We start from the raw sequence: 13,443 nt of genomic DNA on the forward strand, positions 1-13,443 counted from the left end.
CCGGAACAGGTTCCGGAGAGCCGGACCACGAGTGGACTGTTTGTGCTCACTCGCGTCCTCGGCGGCATCCGAACGGCTTAGCGCGACTTTTCGCACCGTTGCACCCCACACGCCAAGTAGGCATCTCGAGTCCACCAGCCGTCGACTGCATGAAGTCTAGTTCGCGGGCGTGATGAACTACCCCGTTGTTTCATAGGTGATCACCCATGAAACACCGCGAAATCCGTTGGCCGTCCAGGACATTCGGTGTTTCATAGGACGGTGCATAGATCTGGCGTGTTGAAACATACCCATGAAACACTTTTCGGGTGAGCGACGACGATTTCCTCCGCGTGGAGGCCCACGACTGCCCGATGTCAAGTTGCGCCGCCCCGGCCGGGTCACCGTGCCGGACCGGCAAGGGCAAAGTCGCCATCGGCTACCACACCGCCCGCTTCCGTCTCGTGCCCTCGCTCGCCAAGGTCCTCAACGTCGCCACCCCCGCGCTGCGCAAGCCCGGAACGGTGTGGACCGAACTGCCGCGCCCGCCCGCGGCCGCCGCCGAATCGAGCGCGCACGTACGCATCGGCTACGCCCGCGCCTCCACCGTGCGCCAGTCCCTCGACACCCAACTCGACTCCCTGCGCGCCGCCGGCATCGGCCGGATCTTCTCCGAGAAGATCTCCACCCGCGCCCAGACCCGCCCCGAACTCGACCGCGCCGTCGCCCTGGCCCGCGAGATCCGCGCCTCCGGCGCCGCGGTCACCCTGGTCGTGCACGAACACAAACGCCTCGGCCGCGCTGGCCGAGCAGCTCAAGGCAGCTGACATCGGCCTGGAGTTCCTCACCGGCGAACTCCAGGGCTCCCACGACCCGTCCGGGGTGGTGTTCACCGTACTGGCCGCCCTGTCCGGGATGGAACGCGAATACATCCGCGACCGCACCCTCGAAGGCCACGAATCCGCCCGCGGGCGCGGCAAATCCATCGGCGGGGTCTCCGTTGTCGACGAGACCATGCTCTCGATGGCGCTGCACCTGCGCGCGAGCAACCACAGCCTGCGCGACATCGCCGAGCGATTGGTCATCACCACCGGGAAGAAGAGGGGCCAGCCGCCCTCGCCGGCCACCGTGATGCGGCTGCTGCGCGATCACGACCAGAGCATGGGCGGCGATGCCGGACCAGAGCCCGATCCCGACGACGCCGCGTAGTCGCCGAACTCGCAGCGCTAGGCCATATCCGCCCGATTTTCGGCGATTACTACCGGAACCCCTGCTACTGCCAGATCCTCACGCCCCTAGATGCTCCCGAACCTCCGTGCCCAGAACGGGCGTACAGAACACCAAGAGTCGAGCTCGCCCTCGATCGCTTCAGGCGGAACGACCGCGCGTATGAGTCCCCAGGTTGCAAGCAGCCGCGGGATGACCAGTCGCCGGTCACGTTCCCGCTGTGGACGGACGGCATCTTGGATCCATCGGCAGGACTGCGCGACCTGACATTGCAGGGTCTCGAACGGGGTGAGCCACTTCCGGTCGTATGCCCGCCTGGAGTTGAGGCGGAGTACTTCGCGCCACAAGGTGGCCTTGTCGCTTCGGTCATGTTGGTAGTGGAATCTGTTGACGTAGTAGGTCGGGCGGCCGACGCGTGCCAAGCGCTGCTGAAGGTCGATCTCTTCGTAGAAGAGGAAGAACCGTTCATCGAATCCCTCGACGAGAGCGATTGCCGATCGGGGGATGAGTAGGAACGCACCCATGTTCCAGTCGACCCGACGGTCGCCGACGTAGCCCGCAGGGGAGCGTTGCAACAGTGGTTTCTGCCTGGCCTTTTGCCACTCCAACGGCACATTGGGGAACTCGTCCCAGGACCAAACGAGGTCGCCGTCGAGTGACCGCTGCTGGATACCGACGCATCCGAATTCGCCGAACCGCGCGACGTATTCGAGTAGATCGGCCAGATCGCAGTCGATCGCTGTGTCCGGATTCAGCAGCAGGACCATCTGTACGTCGGGCCCGAGGCTGTCCACTGCCTCGTTGCAGGCCGCTCCAAAACCCACGTTCGTCCCGGCGATGACCCGGTTCACTACCGGGTGCCGCTCGGCAATCTTGATCGACTGATCCGATGAGCCGCAGTCTCGTACGACCACCCATGCCTCACCCGCGTTGGACTGGAGTGCATCCAGACACTGAGGCAGATCAGCCGCGTTGTTGTAGGTCACGATCACTACGCCGAGGGCGGTGGTAGGCATCGACATACTGTCTCGTTTCTACGGTTCGAGATCGCGGCCGATTTTCCAGACGCTCTCGAACCAGCGCTGGCACTCCCCGATGAACTGGGATTGGAACGAGTCCCGATCAGCTTGATCGTTCTCAAGGTGGAACAGGGTGGCGTTCTTACCCACCAGGTCGAGCATCACGGTGTCCTCACCGTCGAGCGGCAGCTGGTGTTCCTCGATGGGGTAGAAGCCGAAGAAGGCGTCGATCTGATTGATGACGTAGAGCTTGAACAGAGGTGCGGCCGGGTAGACGCGGATCTGCACAGACGCGGACTCGATCAGTCCGATTCGCTTGAGTTCCAGCACTTCATCGTGGATGCCGAAGGCGTGGCGCTCCATGATCCGTTGCATCCGGCGACGGAACGCAGGACTGTCTGCGAGGTCCGAGGCCCGCGAGGGGAGCGACCACGGCATTCCCGGGTCCGGGACGAGGATTCGCACGTCGATCGACTGGGGCCGGAATCGCCCATCGCGGATCTTGTCCAGCGGCTCGGAGATAGCGCCGTGCAGGGTCTCAGCAGCGAATCCGGCGAAGTCCACTGTCACCTTCGGCTCGACGAAGGCGCGCTCGAGGTGAGGTCGTAGTCCGACCGGCTTGCTTGTGCGTTCCTTCACGAACACTCCGGAGCCGGCGCGGCTGAAGACCAGCCCCTCGGTGCGGAGTTCGGCAACTGCTTGTTGCGCAGTCACTTTCGACACGCCGTACCGCTGAGCGAGTTCGGGGCCGCTCGGCAGCTTCTCTCCTGGCTTCACCTTTCCGGTGATGATCGCGGCGCGTAGCAGGTCAGCGAGCTGCCGCCTAGGCGGGCGGGGGTCGTCAGGGTCGATCGCGCTCATGCCTATCAGCATAGAACCTGCCTAAAACCTGCATAAGCGACCTATTCAACTCTTGACCTGCCTATGCAGGTTGATGCACCATGAACCTGCATAGGCATCACGGAAAGTTCCGGAATTACCGCAGCAGGAGGCCCTTATGACTGTCGATCTCTCCGCCGCTTCGAGCCCCGGGGATCTGATCCCAGAAGACCTGATCCCCGCGAGTACGGCAGCCGCCCTCGTCCACGTGGACGCGAAGACCATCAAGAACTGGATCAAAGCGGGCGACCTGCGCGGATGGCTTCTCAACGGCCGTCACTACCGCGTGCGACGTAGCGAGCTTCTGAGTCTCGTTCAGCCCGTCGCGACCGTGAGCGGTGACCACTGATGAACATCCCGACCACGTGGAGCCGCGACATCTGGCGTCGCGCAGCAACTCCCACCATCCCCGCAGTGCACGTCGTCTCCGGGCACATGGTCAGCGAGGCAACCGAGCACCACGCCGACTTCGTCGGCCAGGACCGTTGGGTCGTCGATTACCTGCCGGGCCGCCACCTGACCCGCGAGCAGGCCACGGCCGCGATGCAGATCGCCGTCGCCCCGACCGAGCCCGAGGTCGAGAGGTGGTCTGCCGTACTGGGTTTGACCGCTGCTGAGGCACTGGGCTACATGGCCATGCCGGTCGGGGCGTGACCGCGATGAAGACCTTCACCACCACCAAGAATGTGCAGCTCGCCGTCGGCCAGCTGTGGACCGACATCTACCGCGACGGCGCCCGCGTCCTGCTGGTCACCGATTTCGCCGAGCCCACCACCGACGCCAAGGGCCGCGCCCGCTGCCAGGTCTCCTACCGGGTGGTCGTGCGTGACGGTGCGCAGACCACGTCGGCACGAGTGCAGCGCATCGACGCCGACCGCCTGGCCGATCCGAAGCTCTACGCCCTGGTCACCGACCCGAAGCTGCTCACTTGGGTGCGGGGAGTACAGGCATGAACCGCTACGTCGACATCTACGTCCCGGTCGGGCCCGGTGCGGGCACCAGCAACCCCATCGGGGCAATGGCCGCAGCGTTCGGTGCGCTGATCGTGCTGGCGGTGCTGGTCATGATCGCGGTGACCCTGGCGTTCCCGAGCCACCGCCACCCCGACGCACCGGTGCAGGTCTCCACCGTGCCGACACCGACCCGTGCGGTGTGCGCGGCGTTCTGCGATGCCCCTGCCGGGGGTGAGCCGCGATGAGCGTCGAAACCCCGCGCGACCCTGCGTTTTCCGCTGACCGGGCCTGCAACAACGTGCCGACGAATGTGTTCTTCCCGGGCCCGTTCGACCTCGACACCCTCGACCGCGCGCAGCGCCTGTGCAGGGGTTGCCCGGTGCTGCGCCAGTGCGCGAGCTGGGCGGGCCCGCTGGTCGCGGACCGACTGATCACCGAAGCCGTCGTGGCCGGTGTGCTGACGCCCCCGCCGGCAGGCAAGCGCTACGCCGTCGCTCGCGCGGCCGCCGTCGAGGAGCTGGCCGCGATCGCCGCCGGTGATGGGTTCCTGAGCGACCTAGGAGGTGCGGCATGGACCGCCGCGTGAAAGACCCCGGCTCCAGCACGGCCTTCGACGAGTGGAAGGAACTGATCGCTGTGGGCGCTGGCGCAGGACTCACGGTCGCGACCCGCACGAGCATCACTCTCGGTGAGGCCCTCTATGCCGATGTGCAGCAACAGAACGTGCCGTGGAACCCGATCGCGCTGGCGATCAACCTCGGCACTGGGCAGCTGCACTGGACCGGTGCAGCCACCGGCGGTGCGGTCACCCTGGCTGCGACCGTGGTCGCGGGCGCGGTCGGGTCGGTGTGGGGTTGGCGTGCCGCGTGCCGCAAGTGCCACGAGGTTTCGTCCCGCCGCGTGCAGCGCCGAGGACAGCGCGCCGAGGCCAAGATCGCCCGCCATGCGGTCGATGCGCAGGCCCGCTACATGGCCGACAGCAGGGAACTCGCCGACCTGACGCACGCCTCGGTCGCTACCAAGGCCGCGCAGCTGGGCGTGCAGATGGGTGCCCAGGACGCCCCCGGTGTGACGGTGGCGCGCAACGTGGTCGGTGGCGCGACCATCTACGGCAGCTACGAAGACCTTCACCTCGACATCTGGGGCCCGCGATCGGGCAAGTCGACCTCGCGCGTGATCCCCGCGGTCGTGGAGGCCATCGGCGCGGTCGTGTGCACCAGCAACAAGCGCGACGTGGTCGACGCGACCCGCACGATCCGCTCCGAGCGCGGCGACGTGCACGTGTTCGACCCCCAGGGCGTCGCAGAGGAACCGTGCACCTGGTTCTGGGATCCGATCGCCTGGGTCGCTGGTGAAGACGGCGGCACCGGTGCACAGGTGCGGGCGGCGATGGTGGCCGCGCACTTCGCCTCTGGTGGTGACGCCGACTCCCGTGATGCGTTCTTCGACCCCGAGGGTGAGGGCCTGCTGTCCGGGTTGATCCTCGCGGCCGCGCTGGCCAAGCGCCCGATCACGCAGGTGTTCGCATGGGTGACCAAGCATTCCGAGCAGGAGCCGATCGACATCGTCGGCGAGGCAGGATACGACCTGGTCGCCGGTGCGCTCTCGGACCAGTACAACGCCCCCGACAAGCAGCGCAGCGGCATCTTCTCGACCGCCAAGAAGATGGCGTCGTGCTTGCAGTACGCGCACGTGCGCCCGTGGGTGTGCCCGCCGGCCAAGGGTGAGCGCAACCGCCGCGAGTTCAAGGTGGACGAGTTCGTGCGCAGCCGCGACACCCTCTACCCGCTGAGCAAGGAAGGCCCCGGCTCCGGTGGCCCGCTGGTGGCGGCGATGTGTGAGGCCATCACCTTCGCCGGTGCCCAGCTCGGCACCCGGTACCCGAATGGTCGGATGCCGGTTCCTCTGCTGGTGGTGCTCGATGAGGCCGCCAACATCGTGAGATGGCGCGACTTGCCGAAGCAATACTCCCACTTCGGATCTCGCGGCATCGTCGTGATGACCGTGCTGCAGTCCTGGGCTCAGGGTGTGCGCTGCTGGGGCCCGGACGGGATGTTGGCGCTGTGGTCGGCGGCCAACATCAAGGTGCTCGGCGCCGGTCTCGACGACGCCGGATTTTTGCGTGACCGCTCCGAGCTGATCGGCCCGCACTACGAGCTGACGACGTCGACGTCGAAGTCGCGCGGTCAGGGCCAGGGCTCGAAGTCGCAGTCCGTGTCAACCTCGCGCACCAGCGAAATCACCCTCCACGCCAGCGATCTCGCCGCTCTGCCCAAGGGCAAGGTCGTGGTCTTCATCAGCGGTCACCGCCCGATGCTCGGCGCCACCGTGCCGTGGATGGACCGCCCTTACGCGCCCCAGATCCGCGCTGCTTTGGCCGATCTCGCCAAAAACGCACAGCCCCCGGCACGGCCGCAGCTGTTTGCCGTCCCCAACCCCCACCAGGAAGGCAAGTCCGCATGACCACCACCGAAAACACCACCACCGCAACCGAGCCCACCGACACCGATGCTGAGCAGGCCGCTGCTGTACTCGGCGGCGTCGACCTGACCGAAGCCCTGTCGGGCGCGGTCCGCAAAGCGGTCAACGCCCAGGTCACCGCCGCCGCCAAAGAAATCGCCACAGGCGCGATCAACGACTTCCTAACCAAGGACGTCATCGCGATGATGCGCGAAACCGCACTGCTGGAAGCCGAAGCCGCGGTCAACCCCGACGCGGCCGCCGCTGTCGCCGCCGTGGCCGAACCCGAACCTGAGCCCGAGCCGGAAGAGAAGCCGGAACCGGAGGAGAAGCCGCGCCAGCTGCACCACGCTCGCCTGGACCTGTTCGTCGAGAAGTACATCGCCCACACCTACCGGCGCGAGGTCTCCCGGAAAGGCACCGAGGGCAAGATCCGCTGGTGCCCGCAGTGGTGGGACCACGCCGAGGCCGTGGGCCGCCTGGACGCGCTGTGGATGGCCTGGGAGGAGATGCGCCTGGGTGAGGGCTCGGAGATGGCGGCGTGGTGGACCCAGTTCGCCGATCCGCTGATGGCCGCCCTGTTCGACCCCGAGGGCGTGTTCAAGTACTGCAGCGTCTCCGACGGGCACCGGCCGTCGATGAAGGTCCTGCCCACCGTGCCCGCGCCGCAGGGCTGGTTCCAGGACGGGCACGCCCACGATGTCGATGTCGAGCCCGGCGTGACGGCCTCGGGTCTGATCCTGCCCGCGCCCTCGACCGGCAGGGCCCGTGTGGTGGTCGCGATCGATGAGTTCGGCGAATGACCAGCCAGCCGCCCCAGGGGTCGTGGGAGAAGATCACCGCCGCGCTGGAGTCGAAGGTCGGCCCAGGGCGGACCTCGGGTGCTTGGACGCAGTACTGCTGCCCCAGCCACGAAGGTGATGGCCGAGCTCACAAGCCGTCACTGGGCGTCAAGTACGACGACCGCCAGCATCGCACGGTGGTGCGGTGTTTCGCCGGTTGCGAGAACGAGCACGTCCTCGAAGCTGTCGGCCTCGAGGTTCGCGATCTGTTCGACCGGCGCCTGGACCGCGCCGCTGGGCGGGGCCGTAGCGCATATCGGCCCCGCCCGACCCAGCGGCCGGCCTCGCGCTCTGATCGTGCTCTGCAAGCAGCTGGTCTGCCGCCCAAGCAGCCCACGAAACCCGATCTGGGGCGTCGTCTCTCGCCGTGGAAGCAGGTCGAGACCTACCCGTACCTGCGCGCCGACGGCACTGTCGCCGGTGAGGTCTTCCGCAAGGAAGCCCAGTTCGAGCGAGGGCGTGACAAAGACTTCGGGCAGCGCCGCTGGAACCCCAGCACCGGGGCGATGGAGCCGGGCGGATTCGAGCCGCTGCCGTACCAGCTGCCGCAGCTCCTCGAAACCGTCGCCGAGGGCGGCGTGGTCTACATCGTCGAAGGCGAGAAGGACGCGCGATCGGCCGTCGCGGCGGGGTTGACCGCGACCACCAATGTTGGTGGCGCCGTGGCCTGGACCGCCGAGCACTCCCAGTGGCTCGAAGGCGCGAGCACGGTCGTAATCGTCGCTGACTACGACACCGCCGGATACCGGCGCGCCGACCGGGTCATGTCGACCTTGCAGGGCCTGGTCGGGCGCGTGCGGGTCGTGCAGGCCGCCACCGGCAAAGACCTCACCGACCACCTGATGTGCGGCCACGACATCAGTGAGCTGGTCCCGGTCCCGCACCTGGACCCCTATACCCCAGGCCCCGCGGCTGTTGCCGCACATGCCGTTTCCACTCCCGCAGCCGAGACCTCCGCCGTCTCGGCTGCCCCATCTGCTGACCCCGCAATCTCAGGAGGATCTGTGCCCGAATACCTGCTCGCCACCTCTGGTGATGTCCCCCAGACCCACTCCGACGAAGTCGATTCCATCGGTGCGAACTGGTCGGCGTTCATGCGGCTGTTCATGCAGCAGCTGACCGAGATGGCCCGCAAACAGGCGGAGAAGCGCGCCCACGCCGAACGGGTCGCCCGCGAGAAGTCCGAGCGTGAAGCCGAAGAGCTCGCCGTGCGCCACGCCACCGAGCGCAAGGCGGTGGAGGTGCGGTTGAGCAAGCTCGCCGACGCCGGCCTCGGCAACGCCTCCCGCACCCAGTTGGCCGAGGCCATCGTCGATGCGGCTGCCTGGCGCGACGATTCCCAGGTTGCCGCCCAGGTGATGACCCAGCTCAGCCACCAGGTGCAGCAGCGGTTCGGCATCCGGATCGATCCGGTCACCGGTGAGGTCGTCCCCGAGACTGCCACGGAAGCCACCGCGGGTTTGGCCAGTGCGCTCATGAGCGCGGAGTCCGACCGCGCGGCCGCCGCCCGCCTGGCCACCGCCCAGAAGCGGATGGTGGAGCTCGTCGCGAACACCCAGGTCGACGAGGACCGCAAAGCCGAGCTGTACGCGGCGATCGAGACCTGGCGTTCCCACCCCAGCGCCAAGGCGCTGACCGAGCTGAGCAAGGTCATGGACGACAAGGGTGTGCCCGAAAAGGTCCGCACCCAGGCGCGTTTCGTCGCTGTCTACATCGGCCGCCCCGGCGATGTGGTGCCGATGGCCGATCTCGCCGCGATCCGCGCGGTGCAGCCCACCGCCGAGCTGCGCAAACTGCCCGAGGCGCTGGTCGACCCCGGCGAAGAGGTCAAGCCGCGCGTGGATGAGCTGCTGGCCCGCTTCCAGGACCGGGTCAAGCTCGGTGCTCCGACCGAGTCGATCCGGACGCGGCTGAGCGAGGCCATCGCGGTGATGACCCCCGAAGACCAGGCCGCCGCCCGTGATCGGGGTCTCGCGATCACCAAGGCCCCGACCACGGAGTTCCCGGCGTTGTGGCCCGACCACGTCGACCGCGACGAGCTGGCCACCAAGATCCGCATGTACGCGACCCTCGCCCCGCAAGCAGAGCTCGCCGCCGGTAAGGCGTCCGATCTCGACGACGCGGCCGCGTCCGGGCTGATGCGCCAGGCCGCCAAGCACCGCGGCGCCATCACCAAGGCCCTCAAGTCCGGCAAGGGATTGCACACCTACGAGCGCGACCAGATCAGCGCGGTTATGCGCGACATCGAGGCCGGGAAGACCCAGACCCCGGACATGCTGTTCGCCGATGATCGGTCCGCGGCCGCCGTGGACGCCGACCGGGCCACCCACATCGCCCGTGACACCAGCTACGCCCACCGCCGCCAGGCCGAGCAGATGCTCAAGTCGAATATGGCGCCCGAGGGCACTGTGCGGCGGGCCCGCACCGAGCTCGGCCGCGTGATCGACGCCCAGACCGAGCTGGGTCGGGGCCACGGCACCCTGCCCGACTACGAACGTCTGGGCCTGGACCAGCAGCTCGGCGCCAAACTCGCCGCCGTCGGCGTGCCCGAGCCGCTGCGCAACAAGGTCGCGAACCACTTGGACTCCGCGGCAGGGGAGTCGGCGAGTGCGGGCAAGTCCGCCCAGCGCATTGCCGACCGGTGGGCGCAGCGCCGCGACGCGGTCGTAGTGGCCCGCTCGGTGGCCGGTGCGGCCGCTGGTGCAGCGGGCCCGGACTACGACAGCCACGAACGTCGCGCGGACCTCGAACGTGACGTTCGTTCCGCTGGGGTCAGTGAGGACTCGGTGGCCCAGCGGATGGCCGCCGATGCCGGGCGTGCACGCCCGCCGAGTGCGGCAGTGCGCAACGCCCGTGGTGGTCAGCGCCGTACCTCGCCCGGTGCGGGTGTCTCGCGCACCCACCACCGAGGCAAGGGACGCGGGCCCGAAAAGGGCTTGGGCCGATGAGGTTTCTGCGATGACAACGCCTGACGAGCAGCCCGACACCTACCCGTGGCGGGCTGCTCCGCCCCACCTGATGACCCGCCGCCAGCTGCGCGCGGCAGGCCTGGCCCCCGGCGGCGCGCAACCCGTCGCCGTCATGGTCCGCGAGACCCGTCGTCGCGGGCGCGGTCGCCGGATCTGGGCCGCACTCTTCGACTCCACCCAAGCCCCACCCAAGCGTGTGGCCACCCCCGCCCAGCTCGGCGCCGTCGGGAAGGCGGTCCGGGGCCGCAAGCTCCGCGCCGCGCAGCGGCGTGGCCTCACCGAGGCCGATCTCACCCAGCCCGGCGATCCAGGGCCGGGCTGGACCACCGATTCCCCACCACCCACTGAAAAGGAAGTCCCCATGAACAACGACCAGAACACACAGGATCTGCTGCGTAAGGCCGCCGAGCTCGTCGTCGATGCACAGTTCGGTAGTACCTCGATGCTGCAGCGCAAACTCCGCATCGGCTACGCCGAAGCATCGGCGGTGATGGACAGACTCGAAGACCAGGGCATCGTCGGCCCGAGCCGGGGCTCGAAAGCGCGCGATGTGCTGATCACCGGCGACCGATTCGACCAGAAGGACGCCGAGCTCGCTGCGATCGGCGCCGACACCGCAGCGCTGGCGGCAAACGGCCGGATCGACACCGCGACAGCAACACTCGTCGCCGCGGCGATCAACGGCGAAGACCTCGCAGGCCGTGACTTCGCCACCGAATCCGCAGGCGAGATCACCGATGCGCTGACTGTGCACGAGCGCGCCAACGAGCTGGAGACCGAACTCAACACCGCCCGTCGCGGACAGGACTCGACCGAGATCGCGACCGCGCGTGAGGCCCTGCTGGAACACTTGCATCTCTACCGCAGCGAGATCGATAACGACCAACACTGGAGCCTGTACTACTCGCGAATCGACCACCGGGACGGCCCTGAGCCGGTCGGCCACGGTCAGCGTTTGGCTCGGCTGCACGTCCTGGTCGCGGTCAACCGCTCCCGAGAAGATCGCGAACGTCGCGATGCCCGGCTCGCGAGCGCTGCACGAAAGGGAGCGAGCGAGGAAGACCTCGAGGTCGCTCGTTCGGCCGCGCGTACCGGCGCCGAAGCGCGCATGGCACAGATCCCCTGGCACAACCCCGATGCGTGCTCGATGATGCTGGGCGAGGCGCTGACCTGGCGTGAGGAGTCCCCGCTCGCGGCCGAGCGGGGCGACCAACTCATCGCCTCCTACGCCGCCTCGTGGGGTGTGATCGTCGACCCGATCACCGGATCGGTGCGCATCGACCCCGGCCACGACGCCCCCGCCCGCCAGGAATACGCCGAAGCCGCCGCCGTGTGGACGCGCGAGCAGGCAGCGGTGGGCGCCCTCGCCGCGGCCCCACTCACCCCCGCGGGAAAAGCGGCGGTCGAGGAAGCGTTGCAGCGCTGGTCCGGCGAAGAAGTCGACCCACAGGCACCCCGGACCCACATCGCCACCCAAGACGAGCGGCGCGCACGGCTGGCCGCCGATCTCGACGAGGCCAAGCTCAGTGAGTCCGACCGTGCCATCGTCGATTTCACGGTCGATTACCTTCGCGGCGATACTCGCGACCTCGATCTGCTCGACACTCCGGTGTCGGTCGATCCGGGTGTGGAGGCCCGGGGCCGGATGGGTGCGCTGCTGGCCCGCTACGCCGGTAAGTCCGCCTCGGCCCAGCTCGTCGCCGAAGACCTGGCGGTGATGAGCCCGCCCGACCAGGAGACCGTGCGCGCGATCGGGCGTGCGATCAAGGCGGGGGAGAAGCCGGACCTGGACCCCTGGCCGGAGTTCGTCGACCGCGAGCAGCTGCTCGAAGCAATCCAGATGTATGCCACCGATGCCGAAGAACAGCACATGGAGGCCGATTTCCTCGTCGAGGAGGACTACGAGTACGACCAGATCGGCGTCAGCGACGACATCGGGGAGCGGATTCTGCGGATGGCAGTCACGCGGGATAACTTGCGCGGCATCGCTGTTGAGGGCAAGGGCCTGGCCCCGATCGAGCGGGCCCAGCTGACCGCGGTGCTCGACGACATCGACATCGGCTACATCTCACGCCGAGAGCAGCTGCCGGAGATGATGTGGGCCGACGAACGCACCAAAGTCGACCTCGACTACCTGCGCAGCAGCGACCAAGCCGCCCAGGTCAAGCGCGGTTTTGCCGAGGCGGTGACCCGACAGGTCGAAAGTAGCGGTGCACAGCCGACCGAGAAGGCCGCCTCGGCGGTGCGGGCCTCGGTCCGGCATATGGGCGACACCCTCTACAACGTGGGCTGCGGGATGACCGAGGGCGTGGACAAGGCGCGCGAGGCGTTCGTCGCCCAGCGCACCGAGCTCGGGCGCCACCTTGTCCAGGCTGGAGTCGGTCCCGAGAGCATGGGCGCGATCCGTGCCGACATCGACACCACCGCCCGCCAGGCCGGCGCGCTCGGGCAGGCCGCTCACCAGCGCAGCAACCAGTGGCAGGCCCGCACCGAGCAGATCGTCACCCAGCGCAACGACTCACTCGCCCAGCAGCAGGCCGCGGCCTCCGCGCGCGGCTCTCGCGGTGCGCGAGCCAGCAAGTCGACCGGCAGCGACCGGGGCAAGTCGGCCAGCACCCCCGTCCCAGCCCGAAACCATGCGGTCGCGGGCCGTCGTCAGCTCCACACCCCCGAGGTCGGCCGGTGACCGAGACCGTCGATCTCTACGTCATCGCCCGCCTCGACAACGGTGACGCCGCAGCGGACCTGTACAGCTGTGAGGTCTACTACGACGCCCACGACGGCGCGTTCCACGGTCGCACCGTGGCGAGTTGGTGGGAGTCGGTGCGTCTGGACTCGACAGCGCCGGCCAGCCTCGACGAGCTGGACCAGGCGATGAGCCGCGCCGGATACATCCGTGTTGGCGGGTGGCGGAAGCGCGTTACTTCCAGCGGTGCGGTGCGGTATTTCGCCGATGCCACCACCGGTATCGAGGAGCTGTGACCACCGGCCGGTAGCCATCAATGAGAAGGGGGGGGCCCCCCGGGGGATTTGGGGGGTGGGGCCGGGCGAGGTTGGGGCGGGGGGGGGGGGGTTTGGGGGGCGTAAACAAAAAACGACAAAAAATAAGCGGCCC

General features: G+C 68.0%; 12 protein-coding genes and 1 pseudogene. 11 read left to right on the forward strand and 2 right to left on the reverse strand.

Annotation, left to right across the window (positions count from 1 at the left end):
- Positions 1-353 precede the first annotated feature (353 nt).
- A pseudogene (locus tag ACFWPX_RS33500) lies at positions 354-1,188 on the forward strand (recombinase family protein).
- An 86-nt stretch (positions 1,189-1,274) separates the two neighbouring features.
- Here the strand turns inward: ACFWPX_RS33500 and ACFWPX_RS33505 are convergent.
- Both ACFWPX_RS33505 and ACFWPX_RS33510 read right to left on the reverse strand, forming a co-directional pair.
- Entirely contained in the window at positions 1,275-2,222 is a 948-nt protein-coding gene (locus ACFWPX_RS33505) for a glycosyltransferase (protein WP_378932190.1), read from the reverse strand.
- Between the two features lie 18 nt (positions 2,223-2,240).
- Positions 2,241-3,086, reverse strand: a complete 846-nt coding sequence (locus tag ACFWPX_RS33510) for a GntR family transcriptional regulator (RefSeq protein WP_378932193.1) — start codon at positions 3,084-3,086, stop codon at positions 2,241-2,243.
- A 136-nt stretch (positions 3,087-3,222) separates the two neighbouring features.
- Between ACFWPX_RS33510 and ACFWPX_RS33515 the strand changes: the two genes are divergently transcribed.
- The 10 genes from ACFWPX_RS33515 to ACFWPX_RS33560 are packed head-to-tail and all read left to right on the forward strand — an operon-like array spanning position 3,223 to position 13,310.
- Positions 3,223-3,453 carry a helix-turn-helix domain-containing protein gene (locus tag ACFWPX_RS33515; protein ID WP_378932195.1) on the forward strand — a complete coding sequence of 77 codons (231 nt, stop codon included), beginning with the start codon at positions 3,223-3,225 and terminating at the stop codon, positions 3,451-3,453.
- Positions 3,453-3,758, forward strand: coding sequence for a hypothetical protein (locus ACFWPX_RS33520; RefSeq protein ID WP_378932197.1), 306 nt, complete (start codon positions 3,453-3,455; stop codon positions 3,756-3,758). The genes ACFWPX_RS33515 and ACFWPX_RS33520 overlap by 1 nt, the downstream gene beginning before the upstream one ends.
- Positions 3,755-4,057, forward strand: coding sequence for a hypothetical protein (locus tag ACFWPX_RS33525; RefSeq protein ID WP_378932199.1), 303 nt, complete (start codon positions 3,755-3,757; stop codon positions 4,055-4,057). The genes ACFWPX_RS33520 and ACFWPX_RS33525 overlap by 4 nt, the downstream gene beginning before the upstream one ends.
- Positions 4,054-4,302 (forward strand): hypothetical protein, encoded by a 249-nt coding sequence (locus tag ACFWPX_RS33530; RefSeq protein WP_378932202.1) that lies wholly within the window; start codon positions 4,054-4,056, stop codon positions 4,300-4,302. Before ACFWPX_RS33525 ends, ACFWPX_RS33530 begins: the two co-directional genes overlap by 4 nt.
- Positions 4,299-4,643 carry a WhiB family transcriptional regulator gene (locus ACFWPX_RS33535; protein ID WP_378932204.1) on the forward strand — a complete coding sequence of 115 codons (345 nt, stop codon included), beginning with the start codon at positions 4,299-4,301 and terminating at the stop codon, positions 4,641-4,643. The genes ACFWPX_RS33530 and ACFWPX_RS33535 overlap by 4 nt, the downstream gene beginning before the upstream one ends.
- Positions 4,628-6,520 carry a type IV secretory system conjugative DNA transfer family protein gene (locus tag ACFWPX_RS33540; protein WP_378932206.1) on the forward strand — a complete coding sequence of 631 codons (1,893 nt, stop codon included), beginning with the start codon at positions 4,628-4,630 and terminating at the stop codon, positions 6,518-6,520. The genes ACFWPX_RS33535 and ACFWPX_RS33540 overlap by 16 nt, the downstream gene beginning before the upstream one ends.
- A complete protein-coding gene (locus ACFWPX_RS33545) occupies positions 6,517-7,320 on the forward strand; it encodes a DUF4913 domain-containing protein (protein ID WP_378932208.1) in 804 nt (267 codons plus the stop codon). The genes ACFWPX_RS33540 and ACFWPX_RS33545 overlap by 4 nt, the downstream gene beginning before the upstream one ends.
- Positions 7,317-10,307 (forward strand): toprim domain-containing protein, encoded by a 2,991-nt coding sequence (locus ACFWPX_RS33550; protein WP_378932211.1) that lies wholly within the window; start codon positions 7,317-7,319, stop codon positions 10,305-10,307. The genes ACFWPX_RS33545 and ACFWPX_RS33550 overlap by 4 nt, the downstream gene beginning before the upstream one ends.
- A 10-nt stretch (positions 10,308-10,317) precedes the next feature.
- Positions 10,318-13,014 carry an RRQRL motif-containing zinc-binding protein gene (locus ACFWPX_RS33555; RefSeq protein ID WP_378932213.1) on the forward strand — a complete coding sequence of 899 codons (2,697 nt, stop codon included), beginning with the start codon at positions 10,318-10,320 and terminating at the stop codon, positions 13,012-13,014.
- The gene (locus tag ACFWPX_RS33560) at positions 13,011-13,310 is read left to right on the forward strand and encodes a hypothetical protein (RefSeq protein WP_378932215.1); all 300 of its coding nucleotides are present in this window, start codon (positions 13,011-13,013) and stop codon (positions 13,308-13,310) included. The genes ACFWPX_RS33555 and ACFWPX_RS33560 overlap by 4 nt, the downstream gene beginning before the upstream one ends.
- Positions 13,311-13,443 lie beyond the last annotated feature (133 nt).

It is taken from the genome of Nocardia sp. NPDC058518 (assembly GCF_042719655.1).
GTDB lineage: Bacteria > Actinomycetota > Actinomycetes > Mycobacteriales > Mycobacteriaceae > Nocardia.

Bases quoted from the DNA above. Each gene is read 5' to 3' on its own strand.
- ACFWPX_RS33505 (WP_378932190.1), bottom strand. From the start codon at position 2,222: ATGCCTACCACCGCCCTCGGCGTAGTGATCGTGACCTACAACAACGCG.
- ACFWPX_RS33510 (WP_378932193.1), bottom strand. From the start codon at position 3,086: ATGAGCGCGATCGACCCTGACGACCCCCGCCCGCCTAGGCGGCAGCTC.
- ACFWPX_RS33515 (WP_378932195.1), top strand. From the start codon at position 3,223: ATGACTGTCGATCTCTCCGCCGCTTCGAGCCCCGGGGATCTGATCCCA.
- ACFWPX_RS33520 (WP_378932197.1), top strand. From the start codon at position 3,453: ATGAACATCCCGACCACGTGGAGCCGCGACATCTGGCGTCGCGCAGCA.
- ACFWPX_RS33530 (WP_378932202.1), top strand. From the start codon at position 4,054: ATGAACCGCTACGTCGACATCTACGTCCCGGTCGGGCCCGGTGCGGGC.
- ACFWPX_RS33535 (WP_378932204.1), top strand. From the start codon at position 4,299: ATGAGCGTCGAAACCCCGCGCGACCCTGCGTTTTCCGCTGACCGGGCC.
- ACFWPX_RS33540 (WP_378932206.1), top strand. From the start codon at position 4,628: ATGGACCGCCGCGTGAAAGACCCCGGCTCCAGCACGGCCTTCGACGAG.
- ACFWPX_RS33545 (WP_378932208.1), top strand. From the start codon at position 6,517: ATGACCACCACCGAAAACACCACCACCGCAACCGAGCCCACCGACACC.
- ACFWPX_RS33550 (WP_378932211.1), top strand. From the start codon at position 7,317: ATGACCAGCCAGCCGCCCCAGGGGTCGTGGGAGAAGATCACCGCCGCG.
- ACFWPX_RS33555 (WP_378932213.1), top strand. From the start codon at position 10,318: ATGACAACGCCTGACGAGCAGCCCGACACCTACCCGTGGCGGGCTGCT.